A 23,938-nucleotide genomic window follows, 5' to 3' on the forward strand; every position below is an offset into this window, starting at 1 on the left:
AGGAGGAAGGGCTTTGGACACAGCATATGCACCAACAACACAGGAGAAGGAAACAGAGAATTATGAATTTTTTAACGGCTTCGGGGCATTTGCCTGTGAAGGCAGGGAATATGAAATTCTGCTGGAAGGTAATAACAGGCCGCCGGTACCCTGGATTAATGTTGTCTCAAACAAGAACTTTGGATTCCAGATATCGGAGTCAGGTGCCGGCTTTACCTGGAGTATCAACAGCAGGGAGAATAAGCTGACTCCCTGGTCCAATGACCCTGTAAGTGACAGAGCTTCTGAGGTTATCTATGTTCTGGATGAAATGACCGGTGAGGTAATGACTCCCATGTCTTTAGGAAGGTCTGACCGGGGCACTTACCGGGTAAGGCATGGTTTTGGTTACAGCAGGTTCCTTCATGAGGAGTCGCTGGTTGACCAGGAGCTGACTGTTTTTACTCCTTTGGATGAGTCATTGAAGCTATGGAGCCTTACTCTAACAAACCGTTCGGATAAAGTGAAATATTTAAGCCTGACCTATTATGTGGAATGGGTTCTGGGCACCCAGGGGGAGCAGACCAATCCTTATATTCTGACCACCTACGACAATGAGCATGAATGTTTATATGCAAAGAACATCTATACCATGAACTTTCAAAACACCTATTCCTATTTGTTTTCCAGTGAAACCATAATCGGTTATACCGGCGACAGGAAGGAGTTTCTGGGGCAGAAGGGCAGTGTCCGGGAGCCCCGGGGAGCGGAGGTCAAGCTATCCTGCAATACGGGGGTATGCTATGATCCCTGCGGAGCGATCCAGGTATCCGTTGCATTACAGCCCCAAGAGAGCAAGACGGTGCTGTTCGGGATGGGGCAGAGCACCAGCCTTGAAGAGATATATAAGATCAGAAATAAATACAGGGAGGCCGCCGCTTCTAATAAGGAGCTTGACAGGGTGAGAGGCTATTGGGACGGATTATTGGGAACGGTACAGGTAAAGACAAAGGACAGGGCGGTGGATATCCTTGTCAATGGCTGGCTGCTCTATCAGACCGTGTCCTGCCGCATTCAGGCAAGAGCAGGCTTTTATCAGTGCGGCGGAGCTTATGGATACCGGGACCAGCTTCAGGATGCGCTTTCCCTTCTCTTTGCAGATTCAAGCATTCTGCGAAGGCAGATTATGATTGCCTGCAGCAGGCAGTTTGAAGAAGGAGATGTCCAGCATTGGTGGCATCCTCCCATGGGGATCGGAGTAAGGACCAGAATATCCGATGATTTACTGTGGCTGCCTTATTGCACTGCTGCCTACCTAAAAAGCACCGGAGATACCACGATTTTAAAAGAGCAGGTCCCTTATATCAAGGGTCCGGTGCTAAAGCCGGATGAGCATGATGTGATGTTTACCCCGGAAATATCCCAGATCTGCGAGACGGTTTATGAGCATTGCAAAAAAGCCATTGACAGGACCGGCTTCGGAGAACACGGACTTCCCCTTATGGGCGGAGGCGACTGGAATGACGGTATGAATGAGGTAGGAATGATGGGAAAGGGGGAGAGTGTTTGGCTGGCCTGGTTTTTGTATACTGTAATGGGTGACTTCATTCCCTTGTGCCGTCAGGCAGGCGATGAAGCTTATGGCCGGGAGCTGGAGCAGAAACGGGAAAACCTGCTTCAAAGCATCGAAGAGCACGCCTGGGATGGGGAGTGGTATCTTCGAGCCTTTTACGATGACGGTTCCAAACTGGGATCAAAGGAAAATGATGAATGCAGGATCGATTCCATCAGCCAGTCCTGGAGCGTGATATCAAAGGGGGCGAAAGAGGAGCGGGCAAAAACAGCCATGCAGTCAGCATGGCGTTATCTGGTAAGAGAAGAGGATGCTCTTTCCCTTCTTTTAACGCCTCCCTTTAATAAGACAAGCAAAAACCCAGGTTATATTAAAAATTATATCCCCGGCATGAGGGAAAACGGAGGCCAGTATACCCATGCAGCGGTCTGGCTGGCAATCGCCACATCAATGCTCGGTGACTATCACATGACCCAGACCCTGTTCACCATACTTAACCCGATTCACGTGACGCAAAACAGGAAGGATGTGCTTAAGTACGAGAAGGAGCCCTATGTAATGACAGCGGATATATCCTTAAGCCCGCCCTATACGGGAAGAGGCGGCTGGAGCTGGTATACCGGTTCTGCAGGCTGGATGTACCAGGGGCTGTTAAGCTGGTTTCTGGGTATCCGGAAGGAGGGGAATGAGCTGGTCATTGATCCGGCCACACCGGCAAGCTTCGGCGATTTTTCCATTGAATATAAGTATGGGAGGTCCCTCTATGAAATCAGGGTTGAAAGCAGAAGCAAGGGACCCCTGACAACCGATGGGATCACAGTGGATGACAGGTCCATTGAGGGGAACAGGGTTTTGCTTTCGGATGATGGGGAAAAGCATCTGATTATCGTATAGTACCTTGTTTGCTGCTCAAGAGAAACAGGGTACTATGGCAAAAGAATGGAAAAATCGGACAGCAGTTAACGGTAAAATTACAGTAATAGATTATAAGTTTGATAGGAATGGAGGTAAAATGAAGATTGACAGACGATTGAATCATGCTTATAAAAATGCTGATACTGTATATTTTGATGATAATTCAAAATATATATTTTTTAGTGATATCCATAGGGGTGATGACAGCATTTCAGATGAATTCACCAGAAATCAGAATCTTTTTTTGCATGCATTAAATTACTATTATAAAGAAGGATATGAATATATAGAAGTCGGGGATGGAGACGAGCTTTGGGAATACAAGAATTTTAGTGTTATTCGTTTAGCCCATAGTGACGTTTTTACAGTAATAAAAAAGTTCTATGATGAAGGCCGCTTTATTATGTTATATGGGAATCATAATATTTATTTAAAATCAAAGCGATTTATCAAAGAGAATTATTATCAGTATTATGATGAATACAATCAAATACGAGTGGACCTATATAGGGGATTAAAGCCAAAGGAGGCTATTATTCTTAAGCATAAGGAAACGAAGCAGAAGATTTTTGTGCTCCATGGCCATCAGGGTGACATTATTAATGATCAGTTATGGTTTTTTTCTATGCTATTGCTTCGATATTTTTGGAGGTATCTGCATATTGTTGGATTCGGTAATCCAACCAGCCCGGCTCGCAATTTATATAAAAGGCATAAAGTGGAAAAGGTTTATGACAGGTGGATAGAAAAAAATAAAATGATGCTCATCTGCGGACATACTCACAGACCAAAGTTTCCGAAAGCAAATGACCTTCCATACTTTAATACTGGATGCTGTATACGTACTCGTGGGCTTAATGGAATTGAAATTGTTAATGGTAAAATACAAATGGTTGACTGGAGAATTGCCGCCAATGAAGATGGAGATTTGCGTGTTCACAGGACAGTAGTCAGGGGACCGGTACCGCTTGAAAATTATGATTTTAAGAAAAATCCATATTCGACTCATTATAATAACTAAGAAGGGATAAAATCCCTGAACTGTCGTAAAGGCCGGAACCTTGCCTTGATTACATTTCAGGGGTTTTTCATTTATAGCTTTAATGTTATATTGAAAACCGCAATCCTCTTATGAAGGACTGCGGTTTTCATTTGCGGTTAAAGTTACTTCCAATCAGAAAGCCAGGACTTGTCATTTGCAATAGCATTTACTATTTCTTCCCCTGACTTAAAATTGTCAAAGGTTCCTCTGCCGATTTCACTGATGGCTTTGCTTAACAGATTTTCATAGTATGCTTCCGGTGTTAATTCGGTTGTGGTCTGATGGAAATGCTGTTGGGATTCAGCAGAGGCGATTCGTGCATATTCATTTTTTACCTGGGAGATGAGCTCGTCACGGTTCATATCATTTGCTCCTTTGCATAAAAAAGTAGATTATTTATCATTGCCGGGTTTGTGACGGCTGCCGGACTGCTTTTTCGTATTTCGGCTTTCTCCATCTAATGCGCTCTCAGCCATGGTAGGGCCTCCATTGGCTTTTTTCTTACGGACCGATTTTGGGTCAAGTTGTGAATCTTTTGCCATAATTATTCTCCTTAATGTTAATAGCATTATTATTTGCAGGTAAATGGATATTATTCGCTTTTGGATTTTGCATCCGGCAAAATTCCGGTTGAATCAGCGAAAGCCTTAAGAAACGTCCAGATGAGGCATGAATGAAAACTTATTTCGGTAGAGTGCAGCAAAGAAATGTACCGGGCCATATCGATTATTTTAAATATACGAAATCACCCAAAAAACGTTTATTATTTAACAGAAAATACAATATGAACTTTATGATTTCTTTATGTTTATAATATTTTCATTACAATTTGTTTATGTTATCCTCGGTTTGTAGCAAAAACAACCAAAGGAAGTATTGAAAGGGAAGGGGATTCATAATGAATTATTTTGAAGAAAGCTTAAAATTACATGAACGTCATGCAGGAAAAATTGAAATCAGGTCTAAGATTTCTGTAGTTACCAGAGAGGATCTAAGCCTTGCTTATACTCCGGGAGTAGCTAAAGCATTTATGCCAAAAAGATAGGGAATAGTTATCAGCGGCCGCAAGTTTAGAATCTAAGGCGCTTATATACGATGCCAATCTGTCTTTCAGACTGCAAGAGCCTGTCCCGTATAAAAAGGGCAGGCTCTTGCTATAAAAATGTCATGGTCATTGCTGAGATTCGTCATGGTTATATTTATTATACTGCTTTGTATAATAGTCAATTTTATGGGATACCTTTTCAAGATGTTTATTCATTTCCTGAATCTGGGCTTCCACATTCTTTTTATGTTCGATCAAAATATGGCACCGCTGTTTGAGTGTGTCTCTGCCTTCTGCACTTAGCTCCACAAATTCCTTGATTTGTTTTAAGGACATGCCCGTGTTCTTAAGACAGCAAATAAGTCCCAGCCATTCCAGATCATCTTCGGTATAACTGCGGATACCGCTTTTGCTTCTGTTGATGTTGAATAAAAGACCTTCTTTTTCATAATAACGCAGTACGTGTGCGCTTAGATTTGTGCGTTCCGATACCTGCTTGATTGTATAACCCATGTGGATTTCCTCTCCTTATTTTGGAATTGCCTGTTATTGTTTAAAATAGTGAAATTATTGCATTTTCATATTGACTTAGAGTTAAGGTTAAGGTTTATGATACCAATATACTATCAAAGCAGCAGTTTGTCAAATTGCAGATTGGGGGAGAATATAGTGAAAACATTAACAGATTATTATGAACTTTCAGACGGTGTTAAAATTCCATGCATTGGCTTTGGAACTTGGCAGATACATAACGGAGATATGGCTGCTGCATCGGTGAAGGAAGCTCTGAAATGCGGATATTCGGCTGATCCTGATACGACCACATGGTAAAGCAAAAAACGAAGTTAAAAGAAACCCAATAGAAAGGAAGAAAACAAATGCTTAATTTTGACTTTTATTCACCGGCACGTATACTCTTTGGAAAAGGTATGGAAAATCGGATTGGCAGGCTTTTAAAACCCCATGCAGGCAAGGTCCTGCTGCATTACGGCGGAGGAAGCATCAAAAAGAGCGGGCTATATGATACCGTGATCACTTCACTGAAGGAGAGAGGACTCTCTTATGTAGAGCTTGGGGGCGTGATGCCAAATCCCCGTCTTTCCCTGGTTCAGGAAGGAATTGCCCTGTGCAGAGAAGAAAAGGTGGATTTAGTCCTGGCTGTGGGCGGAGGAAGCGTTATTGATTCTGCCAAGGCCATTGCAATGGGAGTATATTATGATGGTGATGTCTGGGAGATTTATGAACAGGGCAAAACAATTAAAAAGGCGCTGCCGGTAGCCACGATTCTTACCATTCCTGCAGCCGGAAGCGAAGCAAGCGGCGATACCGTGATCACCAATGAGGAAAAACAATTGAAATACGGCTATGGCAGCCCCCACCTTCGGCCTTTGCTCAGTGTTGTGAATCCGGAATTGTTCTATACTCTGCCAAAGAATCAGATCGCCAATGGTGTGGCTGACATGATGAGCCATGTCTTTGAACGCTATTTTACCAATACGACGCATACCGATTTAACAGATGGCTTATGCGAAACAGTATTAAGAACCATCATAAAGAACGCCCCTCTTGTCCTTGAAAATCCGCAAAACTATAATGCCTGGTGCGAGGTGGGTTTCGGAGGTACCGTTGCCCATAACGGTTTAGTGGGTATGGGCCGTGAACAGGACTGGGCCTGCCATGGCATGGAGCATGAGCTCAGTGCCATCTACGACGTGGCCCACGGAGCCGGTCTGGCCGTGCTGACACCTGCGTGGATGCAGTATGTTTATAAGGACAATACTAACATGTTCGTGCAGTTTGCAGTCAATGTCATGGGTGTGAAGGGCAGCTACCGGGATCCGGATGCAATGATTCAGGAAGCCATTTTGCGTCTGAGGGAGTTTTTCAACAAGATGGGGCTTCCGGCAACCCTTGGAGAGCTTGGCATCGACGCCGGCCAGCTTGAATTAATGGCCAAAAAGGCCACAGGGGCTGCATTTGGAAATGAGCAGCCAATTGGCGGATTGAAAAAGCTGTACTGGCAGGATGTGCTGGAGATTTACAGACTGGCGCAATAGAAAAAAGTCTGAAATGATATGTGAGGACCCGGGAAGAGAGTGTTTGATCGGTCCTGACGAAGCGGTTATCGGTTATTTTCAGACAAAGTAATAGTTATAGTGGGATTTGTTTTATAGAATTTAAATCTGTTAAGGAGGTTCAATGTCATGAGAACAGTTAAGTTAGGGAATTTGCAGGTACCGTCGATTGCGGTCGGCTGCATGCGCATCAATAAACTGGATAAGTCCGGAGCGGAGCGTTTCGTAAAGGCAGCACTGGATATGGGTACTAATTTTTTTGATCATGCGGATATATATGGCGGCGGCGTTTGTGAGGAGATATTTGCAGATGCAGTACAAATGAACGCTGCCGTGCGTGAAAAAATGTTCCTGCAATCCAAATGCGGTATCCGTCCAGGGATTGCTTTCGATTTCTCTAAAAAGCATATTTTAGAAGCAGTGGATGGCAGCTTAAAAAGGCTTAAAACGGATTATCTGGATGCATTATTGCTCCATCGCCCGGATGCGCTGATGGAGCCGGAAGAGGTTGCCCAGGCCTTTGACATCCTGCAAAGCACAGGTAAGGTGCGTAATTTTGGCGTTTCCAACCAAAACCCCATGCAGATACAGCTGCTGAAGAAATTTGTTAAACAGCCGATTGTCGCGAATCAGCTTCAGTTAAGCATTACTAACGCCAACATGATCTCCCAGGGGCTTCATGTCAATATGCTTGATGAACCGGCAGTGAACCGGGATGGCAGCATAATTGATTTCTGCCGTATCAATGATATCACCATTCAGCCCTGGTCTCCGTTCCAGTACGGATTTTTTGAGGGTGTATTCCTGGGCAATGAAAAGTTCCCAAAACTCAATGCCAAGATTGATGAAATAGCCGCTAACTATGAGGTTAGCAATACGACCATCGCAATGGCGTGGCTGCTGCGCCATCCAGCCCATATGCAGCCTGTGACCGGGACCATGAATATAGAGCGTTTAAAAGATTGTGCCAAGGCTGTTGATATTCAGTTGACCCGGGAGGAATGGTACGGGATTTATCTTAGTGCCGGGAATATTTTACCTTAAGCAAACAGATGCATATATATGCGGTTATCTTCAGGCCGCCATTCATAAATCACCCTGCCGATTCACAGTTTTTTTGCTCGGCAGGGTGCCGCTTAAGAAATGATGGGATAGGATATTATTTTTCCAGCAGTATAGAAATAGTTGTGTTATCTGTATGATAAGTGCTGCCTGCAACATCTCCAAACACTTCACATACTTTAAAACCTGCATTTATTGCTTCTTTAATCAGTGCTTCCCTGGTAAAGTAGGTATTCCATAAATAGTAAGAGATAGCCCCTGCATCATAAACAATAGAAGTTTGTTCTAATGTTACATTATCCGGATACTTATAGCAGCCGTTAAATGCAATATATTTTTCTTTACGCCAAAATCCGCCGTTTTGACAAATCTCCCATGTTTGTTTTTCGTCAAAATTGTTATACTTAACCATTGAAAAGACATCCAATAAGAACCTTCCCCCGGATTTTAGATGATGATATACCGTAGTCATTACAATTTGCCTATCTACTGTTGACAGCGCACCGTAGTCACAATAAATCATTATCGAAAAATCATATTTACTATTTAAATTCATGTTTAAATAATTTTGATACAAGTATCGAATATCTAAATCTCTTTTTTTCGCAGACTCAATGGCGTAATTTATAGATCGTTTGGAAAAATCAATTCCCGTCACCTGATAGCCCATTTGTGTAAATTTTTCAGCATATATTCCAGGACCACAGCCCAGGTCAAGAAGCTGCCTGTATCTTGACGGAGGTGCAATCCCTTTTATCCAAGCAGCAGATTTATCTATGAACGCTAACTTCCTGCTTGCACCTTCAAAGATAGGATCTAGATGGGCTTTGAGCATTTGTTTCGATATATGTTCATCATCCCAAAAAGGAACCTCTGTTTTAGTGTATAGTGGCGGCCTTTCTAAAATTGGAATTAAGCTTTTGAACATAATGTTATCTCCTTTCGAAATTGAGCAAAAGAAATAGCCCTAGATTTTACTCTACGACTAATCTTCCTAAGATAGAAGAGAAGCAGAGAGTAAAATAAAATCAAAAATCAGGCACAAAAACAAAACTGTGAAGACAGCCTGTTCTTAAACCTGTTGAATTGATTTTATCTACTCTTTTCCAGTTATATCCATGCCACCGATTATGTGGCATCAGATATGCCGGACTTCCATCACCTTTTCTGTTAAATTTTATGTTATCATTTTATAGTGCAGAGTCTATTTTGTCAACAGTGTCTGTCAGACGCATAGGCTCTCAAAGAGGTACTAAACCAGGTAAAGAAAGTTTGAACATCAGCCTGAATCTTTTATAGGAATTTTTTTATAAAACGGTTGACATTAACGCGGCGTAATAGTTTATAGTTGTTTTTGCAAGGGGGTGAAAAGATGGAATACACCATCAACAAGCTGGCGAAATTGGCGGGTGTCAGTACAAGAACTCTGCGGTATTATGATGAGTTGGGATTGCTTTCCCCCGCCCGTGTCAGCTCCAATGGATACCGGATTTACGGACAAAAGGAGATCGATCGGCTGCAGCAAATCCTTTTTTACCGTGAATTGGGCGTATCGCTGGAAGAAATCCGAAATATTCTTGCTTCAAAGGATTTTGACGGGCTTTTGGCGCTGGAGAGCCATTTATCTGCCCTGCTTGCCAGGCGGGAGCAATTAAATTTGCTGGTCGCCAATGTCGAGAAGACCATCAAGACCATGAAAGGAGAAATGATAATGAGTGATCAGGAGAAGTTTGAAGGCTTTCTTCAAAAACTGGTAGACAATAACGAGCGTCAATATGGAGAGGAGGCCCGGGCAAAATACGGGGATGAAACCATTGACCGCTCCAACACCAGGGTTTTAAACATGAGCAAGGAACAGTATATTGAATTGGAAGAGCTGACAGAAGATTTGAATCAAACATTAAAGGCAGCTATTGAGCAAGGCGACCCTGCCGACGAATTGGCGCAGAAAGCCTGCGGGCTGCATAAAAAATGGCTCTGCTTTTATTGGGAGGCTTACAGCGAAGAAGCCCATAAAGGCGTAACCCAGATGTATGTAGATGATCCGCGCTTTACTGCTTATTACGATAAGATCGCACCTGGCTGTGCAGTATTTCTGCGGGATGCGGTAGAAATATACTGCAAATAATTCTATGTGATGTCTGAAGGATAAAAAGCTCACTTGCTTTTCTGCAAGTGGGCTTTTTCAGTTGACTGGAGGCTGATTAGAGAACAGCAATAAATTTTTACAATCAAAAAGTCTTGACACAACATATCATAATGATATATTATTATAATATGTTAAGCAGACAGAAGGTGTACAGATGAAAGAAAATACAGGAAAATCAAAATATGTAATGCTGGGTATGCTTGCACGCATGCCTCAGACCGGTTATACCATTAAGAAATGGATAGAGAACGAATACAGCCATTTCTGGCAGGAGAGCTACGGTCAGATCTATCCGACTCTCAAGAAACTGGTGGCTGAGGGGCTCGCCGTCACCTCTAAGAATACGCAGACTGGTAATGGGCGTGGACAGATCCTATACAGCATCACTGACGCAGGCAGGAAAGAGCTTTCTGATTGGCTCCGGGAAGAGCCGGAGATCGAGAAGATAAGGTACGAATTATTGCTCAAGGTTTCCTTTGGTGAGAACACAGAACCAGAGGTGCTGCTTGGTCATCTGGACAATTTTATCAGAAGGAATGATAAGCTGGTCAAAGAAATGAACGGCTATATTGAACTTTGCGGGCAGCTAAAGGAGCAGGATATTGACTGTTCCTACAGCCGGCTGACCGCACTTTGCGGCGTTTACATTTATTCTGCAATGAGGGATTGGGCTGTTGAGGCAAAGAAAATTATAAATGAGAAAGAAGATGATAAATAACAGGACAATTTTAAATTTTATTTGATAGGTAACTATTAACCGCATAGATGAGATAAGGGAGAAAGTTGTACCTCATGAAGCTGCCCATTCATCTATATCACAAGAAGAATAAGCCTATAACCAATATTTCCTGGTTATAAACTTATTATATAAGGAGAATAGCTATGAGCACTCTGGTTGTATATTTTTCGTTTACCGGGAGCACGAAATTCATTGCAGAAAAGATTGCAGAAACAACAGGCGCCGACATTACGGAGTTAAGAATAAGCAAGAACTATCCGGCAGAAGGATTTGGAAAGTACTTCTGGGGAGGAAAGAGCGTTATTTTTGGTGAGAAGCCAAAACTGATAAATAAACCCATTGATTTAAACAAGTATGATACGATTATAATCGGCACCCCTATCTGGGCCGGGTCGTTTACGCCGCCGATAAAAAGCCTGATCAGCCAATATAAAATCCAGGGCAAACGGATCGCGCTGTTTGCCAGCCATGGAGGAGGCGGAGCTCAAAAGTGCTTTACAAAACTAAAGAAAGAGCTTTCCGGGAATGAGTTCCTCAGTGAAATAGATTTTGTAGAACCTAAGAAAAGCTTAGAGGAGAACTTGTCTAAAGCAGTGAAATGGTCTCAAAACCTGGCCATCTGATAAACCATGCGCTGCTGCCCGCCATAGATCTGACGGATCCTGTGACAAAAAATATCTTGCAAAGTTTAGAAAAATTCGTTATGCTGATCTTAATTATGGAAAGGGAGGTGGCTTGATGTCGTCTATTCGCTAAGATAATGAACAATAAAATTTAGCTCTCATATCACGAGGGTTTTTTTGCTGTACTTATTTTGCGGATATATGAAGCTCAGGCTGCCTTTAATTTGATTGAAAAAAATTATAGGTTTTATTTACGCAGGCGATGAGTCAGATGAACATAAATCCATGTTCACCTGGTGACTGCCGCAATAACCAGGGAAACCAGCAAAGCTTGTTTCTTTGTGTTAGTGTAAAATAAGTAAGCAGATATCTCTAAGTGACAGAGTTACCTGCTTTTTTATTGTTCAGAATATTACACTGTTAAAATAAATTATTTTGATCAAAAGGAGAAAGCATATTTTATTATGATCAGAGATTTTAAAGAAACCGATATCGGACAAATTATGAAAATATGGCTTAATACCAATATCAATGCCCATCATTTCATTGACAGCAGCTATTGGATAAACAGCTATGCTGCAGTAGGGAAAATTCTGCCTCAGGCAACCGTTTATGTGTATGATTCCAATGATCAGATCCAGGGGTTCCTTGGAATGAATGGAGATTACATTGAGGGGATTTTTGTAGATGCCAAATATCAATCCAAAGGAATTGGCAGTGAACTGCTTGGTTATGCCAAAGAGAGACATAACAGACTTTTTTTAAATGTTTATAAAAGAAATGAGCGGGCAGTCAGATTTTATTTGAGAGAGGGATTCGCGGTCCTGACAGAGCAGATTGAAGAGGAAACAAAAGAAAGTGAGCTTACGATGGCATGGGAGCCCCTTACTATGACCCCATTTCCATTCAGCAAAGGCCGGGCATAAAGTTGATGCGATCACAAAATATCCAAAGGTATCTTTTTCGGTATTTGATGAAGATACGATTGTAAGTAAGTATTCAGGCGATCAGCCGGAAGATGCCGGGAACAAGGAAATAGCCGGATGCACACATGCTTATATTATTGCTATTGACATTGAACATATAACCGGTAAGGAAGCAATGGCGTATGCCAAAGCAAAATCCGAACTACCTGTTTGAACAGAAACCGCATGCACAGATGATTGCAGATGATATTTGTTACAGACCAATTAATCGGTAGAGAAACAAAGAACGCCGGCCACAGTCAAGTGTCTGGCGTTCTCCTTGTTTAGACGGGCGGGAGCGGCGGGTTAGCTTCATGGGAAAAGAAGGTTTGCAAAAGTGTAACCGCTTCATGATCCATGGTCCGGTGCCACAGCACCTTGCCATTCTCAATAAACAACAAATAGGTACAACATTTATAAATCAGTTCCGGATCATGGGTAATCAAAAACAGACTTTTCCCCATTGCTTTCAAGCGATTCAGATTTTCGGAAACCTCAATCATGTGCCGATAATCAAGGCCGCTGGTAGGCTCGTCAAACACCATAACTTCTTTGCTGGAGGCGATGGCACTGCCAATAGCTACCCGCTGTTTTTCACCGCCAGACAAAGACATAGGATGCAGCTTTACTTTATCCAGCAAATCGAGACTGGATAAAATCTTATTGGCTTGTGCAGTGTCCCTTTCCTCATCTTTACCATCCATGCTCAACAACAGTTCGTCCAGCACATCCTCTGTGAACAGTTGGTGGTTCACATCCTGCATAACCATATAGGAAGCATGGAGGCGCTTTTTCCTGTCATACACAGTGCCGTTTAGTTCCAGAGTTCCTTTCGCCTTTTTATCCAGGCCGCATAAGCACCGGGCAAAGGTTGATTTGCCCGCACCGTTGTTCCCAATGATGCCGATAATCTCGCCTTGGGGCAGGATTAAAGCGGGAATATCTACATTAGCAGGGCTATGCTTTTCATAAGTAAAAAAGAAATTCCTGATGAGCAGAGTTGGCGCATCTGGTTTTGCAGCAGCTTCAGGTTGAAGGTGAAATGGATCAAGCGCCCGCAGCCCCATCGCCTGCAATTCCTCTGGTCTTAATGTCTGGAGTTCCTGCCGGGTGAACTCCCGGCAGATGGTCCCATGTTTCATGTAAATAATGCGGTCAGCATATGGGACAAGGTAATATAGGCGGTGTTCTGCCACGATGATCGTCTTTTTCTTAGCTTGCCAATGCTGAATAACACCAATTAAATCTTCTATGGCACCAATATCCAAATTGGAAGATGGTTCATCCAAAACAAAAATTTCAGGGTGAATTGTGTCTGCTGATGCACAAGCGATTTTTTGCTTTTCGCCACCGGAAAGGGCAAACAGGCTCCGATCTAATAGTTTCTCCAGCTTGAGGTTTCTCGTGGTTTCTTTCAGCCTCTTTAGCATATCCGAAACTGGCAAAGCCATGTTCTCGCAGCCGAACACGATTTCATTGGTAGTCTCCACATTGTAAAACTGGGTCCGGGGATTTTGAAATACCGACCCCACCCGCTTGGCAATTTCATACAGAGGATATTCTTTTAATTCCTGTCCATCCAGCAGCACTTCCCCGATTAGGTTTCCCTGGTAGTAATGTGGAATTAACCCGTTTACCAGCCGGGTCAGGGTCGTTTTACCGCAGCCGGATTCCCCGCAGAGCAGGATTGTTTCCCCGTCCTTGACCGTCAAGTCGATATTTTGGAGGCTGTTTCCAGATTCTCCATTTTCGTATGTAAAAGAAACATTCTTTAGTTCTATCATCTTCTGGCCTCCTTACCACTTGATTACAAAAAATGTGAGAAACAACATAACAGCAACCATCAATAGGGTAAGTACATCCCAGAGTGTAAAGCCGATTTTTGTGATGTTTGTCCGTTTTACCGGATTGTCCAGCCCACGCGTCAATGCTGCCGCTGAAAGATCTTCTCCTATTTTAACTACAGAAATCATCAGCGGGATAAAGCGGTACTCGATTAGGGCAGTTGGGTTATTCCAGAATTTTTGAGTGCCAAACTGTACCTCCCGCATTCGCATGGCATCCTTGATGGCTGCGGATTCTTCCTGCATGGTGGGGATAAAACGGAACAGAACAGACAGTGGAATGGTAATCTGCCGTCCGATGTGCATCCGGCCCAGCGATGCAACGCATTCGCTGGCTGTGGTGGATTTTATGAAATACGCCCCCATCATAAAGGCAGGAAATAGCCGTAGAACCAGTCCAACCAGAAGCACAATGATCATATTGATGACCATAGGAAATTGGATGTTATTTTGAACCGCCTGCACCACCAGTCCCGTAGTGAACAGGACAAAAAAGGTAATAGCGGTCTTATACTGCCGGTTTGTAAGTAAAAGCACAAAAGGAATTAATGCCACCGCAATCATAAAGGCGGTATGATTATACAAAAATTCAGCGGTAGCAACGACGGCCATCAGCAGCAGCTTCGTCCGGGGATCAAGGTAAAGGCCTTTTTTTGTGCTTGCAACTGCTTGAAGCTGTTCCATCAGACAATCCCAGCTCTCTCAAAATGCTTTTTCAGCATTTTGCGTCCAAGTAATGCGCCCAGGATACCGCCCACAAACAACAGCGCAAAACCTACATACAACATCCAGGAGGGCATCAGCGACTGTAAGGTACTTGCATACTGATCCCCCATAGAGCTGTGAATGTTCTCCCAATATGACTCACCGGCAAGCCAGAGGTTAGCAGGGCAGCCCATGATTCCAAGACAAAAGCACGCATAGCTCAGTGCGGTAACCTTAAAGCTCTGATAGTGACCGGCTTTCAGAACAAGATCGCTTAGAATGCCGCCCAAAATCCAGCCAACCAAGCCAATCCAACCGTAGCCAATAAGGTAAAAGAAAATTCCACTTATAATTCCGGTGATGGTCAACATACCAATTTTTTTGATTTTAGTATAGTACAGCATCATTGGAATACCACAAACAACCGGCCAAATGATAAACAGGAACGGGTAGACTACCGGTAGAGCTGTCAGTAGTCCAATAACAAAGAATATTACAAGGGTCATTGCGGTATAAATACCGACATTGATTAAATCCTTACCTGTAAGTTTGTTGCTTTTTTCCATTTTAATTTTGTCCTCTCTTTTGAAAAATTTATATCCCTGGCAAGGGGAGAATAGAGCCGATATTACTTCTGTTACATCACACAGTTAGGATAAACTAACTTGTGGCCAAAAATTTTGGGGATCAGATCCCCAAAACGGTTTGCCAGCCGGAACTGAAAAATGCAGCTAAGGTATGAGCGTATTTAAGGGCTGCCGGCATTGGGTAGTTGTGCATAACGACTTCAGCGATGGAAGAATAGTAAGAGTGAATCAGCATATGCCACTCATCTTCCTCCAAGTCATGGATTGGAACACCTCTTGCTTTTAGCTCATCAACCAATTTCCTTGTTTCCCGCACTTCAGCACGCACCATATTGTCCAAAAAATCCGCATATTTTGTGCCATCTGAACACATCAGCAACAACTGAAAGACATCAAAATGAGTATAGATATACTCAATAATTTCCAGAATCGTTTCTTCTGATAATTTCCACAGTTGTTTCAACTCATCAGTTCTTGCCATTTCAAAATGCTTTTCCACAGAATCAGAATAGATTTTGGAAACGGCCAGGACGACCGGGTCTACCAGAGCGCCGAACAACGCCTCCTTATCTGCGAAGTGATTGTAGAAAGCCCCGTTGGTCACATGGGCATCTTTGCAGATCTCCCGGATGCTGGCTCGCTCAAAGCCAAACTCTAAGAAGTGTTTCTTTGCACAAACCAATAGATTTTCGTGAGTTTGCTGAAAGTCCCTTGACATGTTCTATCACCTCACTTATGTTAAATTACAGTGTAATATTACAGCGTAATTTAAATTTTATCACGACACGAATCAAAATGCAATACCGCGTCTGCATTTTTTGAAGCATGGTAAGGAGACTCATTATGAAAACAAAAGAACCTAGTGATTGGGGCAGGGTATAAGGCAAAAGAAAAGCCGCAGGACGTAAAATCCTGCGGCAAATCTCAAAAACTAAAAATATCCATATTAGACCGGGGCATTGAGCCACTGCCTTTTGATTTATTTGGTGTAATTATCGAAGTAGCCCTGCACTAATACGATAGGTGTTCCTTTGTCACCGCTTCCGGAAGTAAGGTCACAGAGGGAGCCGATTAAGTCAGTTAAGCGGCGGGGGGTAGTTCCCTGAGATACCATGCTGCCGACTAAATTGTTGTCCTTGCTCTGAATATAATTTGAAATGGCAGCCTTTAATTCCGCTCCGCTTAAATCAGCAAAATCGTTATCAGCAAGATATTTTAATTTCACTTCATTGGGCTGGCCTTCCAGACCTTCTGTATATGCCGGAGAAACCACCGGATCAGCCAATTCCCAAATTTTACCCATAGGATCTTTGAAAGCGCCGTCACCATAAATCATAACTTCAATATGCCTTCCAGTCCTTTCAAGAAGGCCATCCTGAATCCTTTTAACAATTGGGTCGCAATTGCGGGGGAACAGCTTAACAGTGTCTTCGGTCGCTTTATTGCTGCCAAGCAAGCCATAATTTTCATTGTATCCACTGCCATCAACAGATGCGGTTAAGATATCATCAAGACCAAACACGGTCTCTGCATTGGCAGCTTTTAATAAACGTTTTGTTCTAAAACGGGTATGAATATCGCAGCTAAGAACATGCTTTGTATAATTTAAGATTGTCCGGCAGTCATTTGCAAGAATAACTTCTACCTCGCAGCCTTCCTTTTGGATAAGCTCCTTATAGTATTCAATATAATCAACTCCGGTAAAGGTGTGCTTACGGTAGCCAAAAAGTTCACGGTATTGTGCCTCTGTTAAAATATCAGTCCAGGGATTAATGCCCTTTTCATCCAAAGCATCAAGATCGATCAGGTGATTGCCTACCTCATCGGAAGGATAGCTTAACATGATCACGATCTTTTTAGCCCCTCTTGCAATGCCCTTAAGACAAATGGAAAAACGGTTACGGCTTAAAATAGGGAATACAATACCAATGGTTTCATTACCGAATTTATTTTTAATATCAGCAGCTATTTGATCAACAGTAGCATAGTTTCCCTGAGCGCGGGCAACAATGGCCTCGGTAGCAGCGACAACATCTCGGTCACGCAATTCAAAATTTTCACTTTTTGCTGCATTAATTACACTTGAAATAACTATTTCAGCAATGTCGTCTCCCTGCCGGATAATGGGAGCACGTACACCTCTTGAAACAGTTCCTATTAATCTTTCCATATGCATGATTCTCCTTTAAACCCATGACAAATACTGATGGGATGTATTTAATTCACTTTATTATAACATGATAATTGGTATTGGTAAACTTAATGCTTTTTATATATAACATAACTTCTACTTATATTAGTTGTGATTATTAATCGAATCTATATTGATATTCAGCAATGCAGGAACATCTTTCTTTAAAAATTAATGCTATAATAAAATCATGATCAAATAAATGTCAGGTAGGGTTAAGCATTGAATTACAGAGAACATATAGAAAAAAGTATTCAGTTCATGGAAGACCATATGAAAGAAAATATTACTATAGAAGAAATTGCGAATCAATCCGGATACTCTCTTTACCATTTTTGCAGGGTTTTCAATCTGTGCATGGGTGTATCTGTCATGGAATATATACGAGAGCGCAGGTTGTCCTTAGCAGCCACGGAACTATTTAAGGGAAGGAAAGTCGTTGATGTTGCTGTGGATTATGGGTTTGAGACCTCCAGCGGCTTTACAAAAGCTTTCCGTAAAGCGTTTGGCTATACTCCCACACAGTATGTGGAACGGAGGTCAGGATATTCTGATGCAAAAGGCGGGGGTCCTGTTATTGTAAAAAAACCTGGATTTAAGGTTGCAGGCTATGGAATTAAAACGGATATTACCGGAGCAGCTTATACAAAGGATATTGCTTCTTTCTGGAGCAACTATAACGGTGAAAATTTAGAAAGTAAAATGTACAAAATTTTAAATCCTGCAAAGCACGGGGAAGTGGGGGTGTATGTTCCTTTATCAGAAGATGGCAAAGCAATCTATCTGTTGGGTGTGATTGTAGATGATTTTTCAAATGCCGGGGAAGATATGCTGACAGTAGAAATTCCAAGTGCCGAGTACGCTGTTTTTACAACCAATCCTGTGGATACTACCGGTGATTGGGAGCAGAAGGAATTTGCAAAGGTTATCGCAGGAACGTGGAAATATATTTTTGAAGATTGGTTTAGAGACAGCGGTTATGTTTACGATGAAAGGAAACTTGATTTTGAATTCTACGATGAACGCTGTCATCATAGGCAGGATACGGTCATGGATATTTATATCCCTGTTAAAAATATAATAACAGAATAATCAGGAAGGAAAGGTGATAAAGAATGTTAAGCTATTATGGAAGATTGTCTTCAGAAGTGTATGATATGGATAAGCCTGTGGGCCGATCTTTTGGAGATATAGAATTTTATGCGGATAGGTTAAAGTCGTGTAGGGGGCCGGTTCTTGAACCTGCAACCGGAACCGGACGCATATTGATTCCTCTTTTGGAAAAAGGCTTCCATGTTGAAGGCTTTGACAGTTCAAAGGATATGCTGCGTATCTGTCATGAGAACTGTAAAAAAAGGGGCCTGAATCCTAAACTTTTTGAGGCAAAGATGGAATCTTTTTCACTGGATACAAAATATGGGGCTATTATTGTGCCGACGGGAACATTTCTGTTATTATATAAAAGGGAAGACTCCATAAAAGCGTTACAAAACTTTTATGAGCATCTATCCGACGGCGGCCGTTTAATCGTTGATATCTTTTTGCAAAAGGATATCTCAACAGAGATTGTTTCCACAAGAACCTGGGAGTGCCCCAGTGGAGACATCATTACATTAGAAAATAAAATTGTAGAGGTTGATTATATCAATCAATATACAATTTCCCATGGACGATATGAAAAGTGGCGTGAGGGTACCCTTGTACAGACGGAATTAGAGTGTTTTCCGTTACGGTGGTATGGAGTAGAAGAGTTTCGATTAGTACTTGAAAGCATTGGATTTAAAGATATTGTGATTTCTTCTGATTATAAATTGGGAACATATCCATCAGCTTCCGAAGAAATCATCACTTTTGAGGCTGCAGTTGCTAAATAAAAATAAACGGATTATAAATAAAAGTTGTGTTGGAAACAAAGAGACTGATTGTTAAAGAATAAACAATGAAGAATATGCCTTATAAAAGGGTGTTTGCCAGAACTATATCCAAAGAATATTGACGAATAACCTAAGAAAATATATAATAATAACCAGTTTAAAATGTTAACCGGTCTATGACCAGGTGAGAACTCACATTTTTATAATTGGGTGCGGAAGGATGAAAGCCTGGGAGATATCAAGATGATATCTTTCAGGCTTGTTTTGAAACAGAGAAACAAATCAGCTATGTTTTTACAGTTGGAAATTTTAAAGAGGCATGCGATAAAATTACTTTCTTAGAAAGTGAAGGTGTTGGAGCAGTTGAATTATGCGGAGCCTTTGGTGAAGAAGGCGCGCAAAAATTAATAGAACTGACAAACAATAAAATCGCAATAGGCTATGTTACCCATAAGCCTGAACAGGATCAGTTGTTTTCTGATTTCTTTTCAAGCTTTGGTTCATGAAACGGAGGCTGTGGTAAGGGTATCTGTAGGAACGCAATGTGCAATAACAAAACAGGAGGTGTAAAGCTTTATGAATGTTATCATCAGACCGATTGAAGCAAAGGACGCAGAATCCCTTTGGCAAATGATGTCCGCACTTGATGCTGAGACGAAATTTATGATGTACGAGCCAAATGAACGAAAGAAAAATATAGATAGAATAAAATCCACCATCAATGATGCCATAACAGAGGATAATCTGTTTTTAGCTGCCGAAGCAGATCATGAAATTGTTGGATATATATCTGCACAAAAAGGCATTTTAAGAAGGGTAAAACATTCTGCTTATATCGTTGTTGGGATTCGTGCATCCTATCAACGGCAGGGGATCGGTACCTCATTTTTCAAGCAGCTTGATAAGTGGGCCAATGAGAAAGGGGTCACCAGACTTCAATTAACGGTAATGTGTAACAATGATGCTGCGAAACACCTTTACGAAAAAAATGGATTTACAGTTGAAGGAATAAAGAAAAATTCCATGATTGTGGATGGAACATATGTAGACGAATATTATATGGCTAAACTATTATAAGCAACGGGTATAATACCAATAAGATAAATAGGAGTTTGGGAGGTAAATTCAATTTGAAGCTGTTTATCATAGAAGATGATATCGTTCTGAGAACAGAATTGATTTCGCTGCTTGAAAGCTATAATTATTCTTGTGAAACAAGCGATAACTTTAAAGATATTATTTCGGAAGCAACGGGATCCAATGCTGATTTGATTCTGCTTGATATCAATCTTCCTTATTATGATGGGTATCACGTGTGCCGGGAGATCCGCAAGATATCAGACGTGCCGATCATGGTTGTGACAAGCCGTAACAATGATATGGATGAACTGATGAGCATGAACCTGGGGGCAGATGATTTTATTACAAAGCCCTATAACATTCAGATCCTGCTTGCCAGGATCGGGGCAATACTCAAACGCACCAACCGGATAAATAATTCATCAGAAATAGAATATAAGGGTTTCACATTGTCAATGGCAAAAAGTACAGTTTATTACGAAACCAAAGAGGCCGAGCTTACGAAAAATGAATTGCGTATTCTCTCTGTTTTAATGCAAAACGCAAACAGCATCATTTCACGGGATGAATTGATGGATGAGCTCTGGCAGTCGGATGAATTTGTGGATGACAATACACTGACGGTTAATGTCAACCGTCTGCGCAAAAAACTGGAAGAAATAGGCGCTGCAGATTTAATAAAGACCAAACGTGGTCAAGGGTATATGATATGAAGTTTTCAGGCTTTTTAAAAGATAAGATTTTGTTTTTACTGGCGCAAGGCTTTATCATTGTTTTTTTAGTGCTGCTGTTAGATATCTACCATATCAGCCATTATGCCATTATACTTATCAGCATGACCGTTGTTATAATTTCCATCGGTGCGCTGGCATACGAATACCTGGTCCGCAGCAGATATTACAATAGATTAAATAAAACACTGGAGTCAATGGATCAGAAGCAGTATATTGCCTCCCTGTTAGAAGTACCTAATTTTGCTGAAGCAGAAGTACTATGTGCGGTTCTTAAACAGGTTACAAAAGCCATGAACGATGAGCTTGCCTCCTATAAGATATCCCAGGATGAATACCGGGAATATATTGAAACATGGATCCACGAGATAAAGATTCCAATTTCCTGCATTGATCTTATCTGTAAAAATAACCGCAATGACATAACAAAGAGAATATCCGAGGAAACGGTACGGGTGGACTCTTATATAGAACAGGCACTTTATTATGCCCGAAGCAAAAATGTAGCGTCCGACTACAGCATTAAAAGGCTTTCCCTTGATAGCTTGGTGAAGGCTGCTGTAAAGAAACATTCCAAACAACTGATAGGGTGCGGCGCACAGGTGAAACTGGACAATCTTGATCATACGGTTTATGCCGATGAAAAGTGGCTTGATTTCATTATTGGACAGATTATTGCAAACAGTATCAAATATAAAAAGGATGCTTTGACTCTATGTTTTTTTGCTTCAGAAAACCAGGAAAATATTATTCTTTTTATCCGGGATAACGGAATTGGTATTTCTGAAAGCGACCTTTTAAGGGTATTTGAAAAGGGATTTACGGGAGAAAACGGAAGAGCATTCGCAAAGTCTACGGGGATCGGGCTATATCTGTGCAGGGAACTCTGTAAAAAGATGTATCTGGGATTAGAAGCCCAGTCATCCGTTGGCTGCGGTACAACAATTAAAATAACATTTCCAAAAGACAGACAGTCTTTCCTGCAGTAAAGGGTTCCGCTTTTTTTGAAGCGGAGCCCTTTTATCTTACAAATTTGTTCGTTTACCGTAAGTAAAATCTATGGTTCCATAATTCTTTCCCTGCTATACTGAGGAAGCAAACCAAGAAAGGAGTAATTTTGATGAAAAATAAAATAATCATGATCAGTATATTGTCACTTGCTGTCATCAGCTTCCTTATGGGTATTGTAAAAATATCTCCTATGGTTTCTGCCGGATATGAAATGTACAAGGCTGCAACTGAAACCATAAGTGTGCCAGATAGAATTGAGGAACTTAAACAGCAGGATGGTTATATCACATTTGATGAGATACCGGAAGAATACAAAGCGCAGGTGTTACAATCCGAAGACAAACGTTTTTATTATCATTTTGGCTTTGATCCCATTGCCACGGCAAGGGCCATGGCAAATAATATAATTGCGGGAAGCTTTGTGCAAGGGGGGAGCACCATTACCCAGCAGCTTGCAAAAAATATGTACTTTTCTTTTGAAAAGAAATATGAACGGAAGGTGGCAGAGCTATTTGTTTCTGTTCATCTTGAAAGAGAACTTACAAAAGATGAAATTCTGGAACTCTATTGTAATATCGCTTACTATGGGGAGGGTTGTTATGGACTGAAACAGGCGGCCAATCATTATTACGGTGTTGAGCCTTTCGAGCTGACAAACACCCAGATCAAAGCACTTGTATGGACGATTAAAAGTCCAAATAACTACAACCCTAATGCTTATAAAGGAATCCCGGTATAATGGAAGTAAGGGTCTGTTATCGTGGGGCATTGGCCAAATGCCGCTTTACGGCGCCTTGCTCATTGCTTTTATGGAATAATGAAAAGTGACAAAAATGTTCGTTTCCTGTAAGCAAAATCAATGGCGCTGCAGCGGCGGATGAAATTATAATAAATATAAGTTAAACAAAGAAAAGGAGATCATAAATGATACAAAAAGGATTCAATAGTTTTCAGATTAAAATAATAGCTTTGGTGCTGATGGTATTCGACCATATTCACTATACTTTTGTAGGTGTTTTACCCATTCCCATGTGGTTTACAATACTGGGCAGACTATCAGCCCCTCTGTTTATTTTTGCCACGGCCAATGGTATGAGGTATACAAGAAATCCGGTAAAATATTTAATGCGTTTGTGGGCCGGATCTGTATTTATGATTTTTGGCAATACGCTGATTGAGAGTTACTTCCCATTGCCAAATGGCGGGGCTATCATGAATAATATTTTTTCTACGTTATTTATAATATGCCTGATCATATTCAGTATTCAGCGGATTTCCATATGCAGGAAAGAGAACCGTCCGTTTTTGCAATATATATTTTTAATGCTTGTTCCTGTTTTCAGCAGTATCATAATTTTTATGACCATATCTAATCCAGACTTATTCTTTATAGGAAAATGGATAATGACCTTTGTTCCCTCCATCGTATTCTGTGAAGGCGGTTTTGTGCTGGTAGGTTTAGGCGTTGGATTATATTTATGCAACCAGGATAAAAAGAAAATAGGTATCTTTTATTTTCTGCTCAGCCTTTTGCTCTTTGTAATGGGATATAATCCCGAGGTCGGTGTGGAAAGTATGTTTTTGCATAATATTCAGTGGTATATGGTATTTGCTTTGCCGTTTATGCTGCTTTACAATAAGCAGAAGGGCCGTGGAATGAAATATTTCTTTTATGGCTTTTATCCGGCCCATATTTATATTTTAGCGATTTTAGCCAATATTATTTTTTAAATACCAGAGGAGAGGAT

Annotated in this window: 27 protein-coding genes; 18 read left to right on the forward strand and 9 right to left on the reverse strand. The window is 41.5% G+C overall.

All coding sequences use genetic code 11. The features are described 5' to 3' along the window. Window positions 1-13: 13 nt before the first annotated feature. Both ABFV83_RS03385 and ABFV83_RS03390 read left to right on the forward strand, forming a co-directional pair. A complete protein-coding gene (locus ABFV83_RS03385; RefSeq protein ID WP_349947532.1) occupies window positions 14-2,446 on the forward strand; it encodes a hypothetical protein in 2,433 nt (810 codons plus the stop codon). 34 nt (window positions 2,447-2,480) lie between these two features. Next, a complete protein-coding gene (locus ABFV83_RS03390) occupies window positions 2,481-3,488 on the forward strand; it encodes a metallophosphoesterase (RefSeq protein ID WP_349947533.1) in 1,008 nt (335 codons plus the stop codon). Between the two features lie 143 nt (window positions 3,489-3,631). Here ABFV83_RS03390 and ABFV83_RS03395 read toward each other — a convergent pair whose 3' ends face one another. After that, a complete protein-coding gene (locus ABFV83_RS03395; RefSeq protein WP_349947534.1) occupies window positions 3,632-3,871 on the reverse strand; it encodes a hypothetical protein in 240 nt (79 codons plus the stop codon). Window positions 3,872-3,901: 30 nt separating this feature from the next. After that, on the reverse strand, window positions 3,902-4,051 hold the full coding sequence (locus ABFV83_RS03400) for a hypothetical protein (RefSeq protein ID WP_349947535.1): 150 nt from the start codon (window positions 4,049-4,051) through the stop codon (window positions 3,902-3,904). Window positions 4,052-4,407: 356 nt separating this feature from the next. On the opposite strand from ABFV83_RS03400, the gene ABFV83_RS03405 reads away from it, so the two are divergent. Then, entirely contained in the window at window positions 4,408-4,554 is a 147-nt protein-coding gene (locus tag ABFV83_RS03405) for a hypothetical protein (RefSeq protein ID WP_349947536.1), read from the forward strand. Between the two features lie 126 nt (window positions 4,555-4,680). On the opposite strand, the gene ABFV83_RS03410 is transcribed toward ABFV83_RS03405, so the two are convergent. Further along, on the reverse strand, window positions 4,681-5,067 hold the full coding sequence (locus tag ABFV83_RS03410; protein ID WP_349947537.1) for a MerR family transcriptional regulator: 387 nt from the start codon (window positions 5,065-5,067) through the stop codon (window positions 4,681-4,683). 156 nt (window positions 5,068-5,223) lie between these two features. Between ABFV83_RS03410 and ABFV83_RS03415 the strand changes: the two genes are divergently transcribed. The 3 genes from ABFV83_RS03415 to ABFV83_RS03425 all read left to right on the forward strand — a co-directional run bounded on the left by ABFV83_RS03415 (window position 5,224) and on the right by ABFV83_RS03425 (window position 7,673). After that, window positions 5,224-5,385 (forward strand): hypothetical protein, encoded by a 162-nt coding sequence (locus ABFV83_RS03415; protein WP_349947538.1) that lies wholly within the window; start codon window positions 5,224-5,226, stop codon window positions 5,383-5,385. A gap of 47 nt (window positions 5,386-5,432) precedes the next feature. After that, window positions 5,433-6,611: an iron-containing alcohol dehydrogenase gene (locus tag ABFV83_RS03420; RefSeq protein ID WP_349947539.1), complete on the forward strand. Its 1,179-nt coding sequence runs from the start codon at window positions 5,433-5,435 to the stop codon at window positions 6,609-6,611. Between the two features lie 147 nt (window positions 6,612-6,758). Continuing rightward, window positions 6,759-7,673, forward strand: coding sequence for an aldo/keto reductase (locus ABFV83_RS03425; RefSeq protein ID WP_349947540.1), 915 nt, complete (start codon window positions 6,759-6,761; stop codon window positions 7,671-7,673). 115 nt (window positions 7,674-7,788) lie between these two features. Here the strand turns inward: ABFV83_RS03425 and ABFV83_RS03430 are convergent, their stop codons facing one another. Then, entirely contained in the window at window positions 7,789-8,619 is an 831-nt protein-coding gene (locus ABFV83_RS03430) for a class I SAM-dependent methyltransferase (RefSeq protein WP_349947541.1), read from the reverse strand. A 444-nt stretch (window positions 8,620-9,063) separates the two neighbouring features. On the opposite strand from ABFV83_RS03430, the gene ABFV83_RS03435 reads away from it, so the two are divergent. The 4 genes from ABFV83_RS03435 to ABFV83_RS03450 all read left to right on the forward strand — a co-directional run bounded on the left by ABFV83_RS03435 (window position 9,064) and on the right by ABFV83_RS03450 (window position 12,128). Then, the gene (locus ABFV83_RS03435; protein WP_349947542.1) at window positions 9,064-9,819 is read left to right on the forward strand and encodes a MerR family transcriptional regulator; all 756 of its coding nucleotides are present in this window, start codon (window positions 9,064-9,066) and stop codon (window positions 9,817-9,819) included. 175 nt (window positions 9,820-9,994) lie between these two features. Continuing rightward, on the forward strand, window positions 9,995-10,558 hold the full coding sequence (locus tag ABFV83_RS03440) for a PadR family transcriptional regulator (RefSeq protein ID WP_349947543.1): 564 nt from the start codon (window positions 9,995-9,997) through the stop codon (window positions 10,556-10,558). A gap of 164 nt (window positions 10,559-10,722) precedes the next feature. Continuing rightward, the gene (locus ABFV83_RS03445) at window positions 10,723-11,202 is read left to right on the forward strand and encodes a flavodoxin (protein ID WP_349947544.1); all 480 of its coding nucleotides are present in this window, start codon (window positions 10,723-10,725) and stop codon (window positions 11,200-11,202) included. Window positions 11,203-11,666: 464 nt separating this feature from the next. After that, a complete protein-coding gene (locus ABFV83_RS03450; RefSeq protein ID WP_349947545.1) occupies window positions 11,667-12,128 on the forward strand; it encodes a GNAT family N-acetyltransferase in 462 nt (153 codons plus the stop codon). A 323-nt stretch (window positions 12,129-12,451) separates the two neighbouring features. Here ABFV83_RS03450 and ABFV83_RS03455 read toward each other — a convergent pair whose 3' ends face one another. The 5 genes from ABFV83_RS03455 to ABFV83_RS03475 all read right to left on the reverse strand — a co-directional run bounded on the left by ABFV83_RS03455 (window position 12,452) and on the right by ABFV83_RS03475 (window position 17,473). Beyond that, a complete protein-coding gene (locus ABFV83_RS03455) occupies window positions 12,452-13,951 on the reverse strand; it encodes an energy-coupling factor ABC transporter ATP-binding protein (RefSeq protein ID WP_349947546.1) in 1,500 nt (499 codons plus the stop codon). Window positions 13,952-13,963: 12 nt separating this feature from the next. Beyond that, window positions 13,964-14,695 carry an energy-coupling factor transporter transmembrane component T gene (locus ABFV83_RS03460; RefSeq protein WP_349947547.1) on the reverse strand — a complete coding sequence of 244 codons (732 nt, stop codon included), beginning with the start codon at window positions 14,693-14,695 and terminating at the stop codon, window positions 13,964-13,966. Continuing rightward, window positions 14,695-15,282: an MptD family putative ECF transporter S component gene (locus ABFV83_RS03465; RefSeq protein WP_349947548.1), complete on the reverse strand. Its 588-nt coding sequence runs from the start codon at window positions 15,280-15,282 to the stop codon at window positions 14,695-14,697. Before ABFV83_RS03465 ends, ABFV83_RS03460 begins: the two co-directional genes overlap by 1 nt. A 121-nt stretch (window positions 15,283-15,403) precedes the next feature. Further along, window positions 15,404-16,021, reverse strand: coding sequence for a TetR/AcrR family transcriptional regulator (locus tag ABFV83_RS03470; protein ID WP_349947549.1), 618 nt, complete (start codon window positions 16,019-16,021; stop codon window positions 15,404-15,406). A gap of 261 nt (window positions 16,022-16,282) precedes the next feature. Continuing rightward, entirely contained in the window at window positions 16,283-17,473 is a 1,191-nt protein-coding gene (locus tag ABFV83_RS03475) for a coenzyme F420-0:L-glutamate ligase (RefSeq protein WP_349947550.1), read from the reverse strand. Window positions 17,474-17,767: 294 nt separating this feature from the next. On the opposite strand from ABFV83_RS03475, the gene ABFV83_RS03480 reads away from it, so the two are divergent. From ABFV83_RS03480 to ABFV83_RS03515, 8 genes are all read left to right on the forward strand, one after another. After that, entirely contained in the window at window positions 17,768-18,586 is an 819-nt protein-coding gene (locus ABFV83_RS03480) for an effector binding domain-containing protein (protein WP_349947551.1), read from the forward strand. 23 nt (window positions 18,587-18,609) lie between these two features. Then, on the forward strand, window positions 18,610-19,368 hold the full coding sequence (locus tag ABFV83_RS03485; RefSeq protein WP_349947552.1) for a class I SAM-dependent methyltransferase: 759 nt from the start codon (window positions 18,610-18,612) through the stop codon (window positions 19,366-19,368). Between the two features lie 248 nt (window positions 19,369-19,616). Further along, the gene (locus ABFV83_RS03490) at window positions 19,617-19,874 is read left to right on the forward strand and encodes a DUF6506 family protein (RefSeq protein WP_349948855.1); all 258 of its coding nucleotides are present in this window, start codon (window positions 19,617-19,619) and stop codon (window positions 19,872-19,874) included. Window positions 19,875-19,944: 70 nt separating this feature from the next. Further along, the gene (locus ABFV83_RS03495; protein ID WP_349947553.1) at window positions 19,945-20,445 is read left to right on the forward strand and encodes a GNAT family protein; all 501 of its coding nucleotides are present in this window, start codon (window positions 19,945-19,947) and stop codon (window positions 20,443-20,445) included. A gap of 53 nt (window positions 20,446-20,498) precedes the next feature. Then, complete coding sequence (locus ABFV83_RS03500; RefSeq protein ID WP_349947554.1) at window positions 20,499-21,161, forward strand: response regulator transcription factor; 663 nt, start codon at window positions 20,499-20,501, stop codon at window positions 21,159-21,161. After that, window positions 21,158-22,168 carry a sensor histidine kinase gene (locus ABFV83_RS03505; RefSeq protein ID WP_349947555.1) on the forward strand — a complete coding sequence of 337 codons (1,011 nt, stop codon included), beginning with the start codon at window positions 21,158-21,160 and terminating at the stop codon, window positions 22,166-22,168. Before ABFV83_RS03500 ends, ABFV83_RS03505 begins: the two co-directional genes overlap by 4 nt. Before the next feature lie 131 nt (window positions 22,169-22,299). Then, window positions 22,300-22,929, forward strand: a complete 630-nt coding sequence (locus ABFV83_RS03510; protein WP_349947556.1) for a biosynthetic peptidoglycan transglycosylase — start codon at window positions 22,300-22,302, stop codon at window positions 22,927-22,929. A gap of 185 nt (window positions 22,930-23,114) precedes the next feature. Further along, window positions 23,115-23,921 carry a TraX family protein gene (locus ABFV83_RS03515; RefSeq protein WP_349947557.1) on the forward strand — a complete coding sequence of 269 codons (807 nt, stop codon included), beginning with the start codon at window positions 23,115-23,117 and terminating at the stop codon, window positions 23,919-23,921. Window positions 23,922-23,938: the final 17 nt, after the last annotated feature.

This window comes from Lacrimispora sp. BS-2 (assembly GCF_040207125.1).
Taxonomy (GTDB): domain Bacteria; phylum Bacillota; class Clostridia; order Lachnospirales; family Lachnospiraceae; genus Lacrimispora.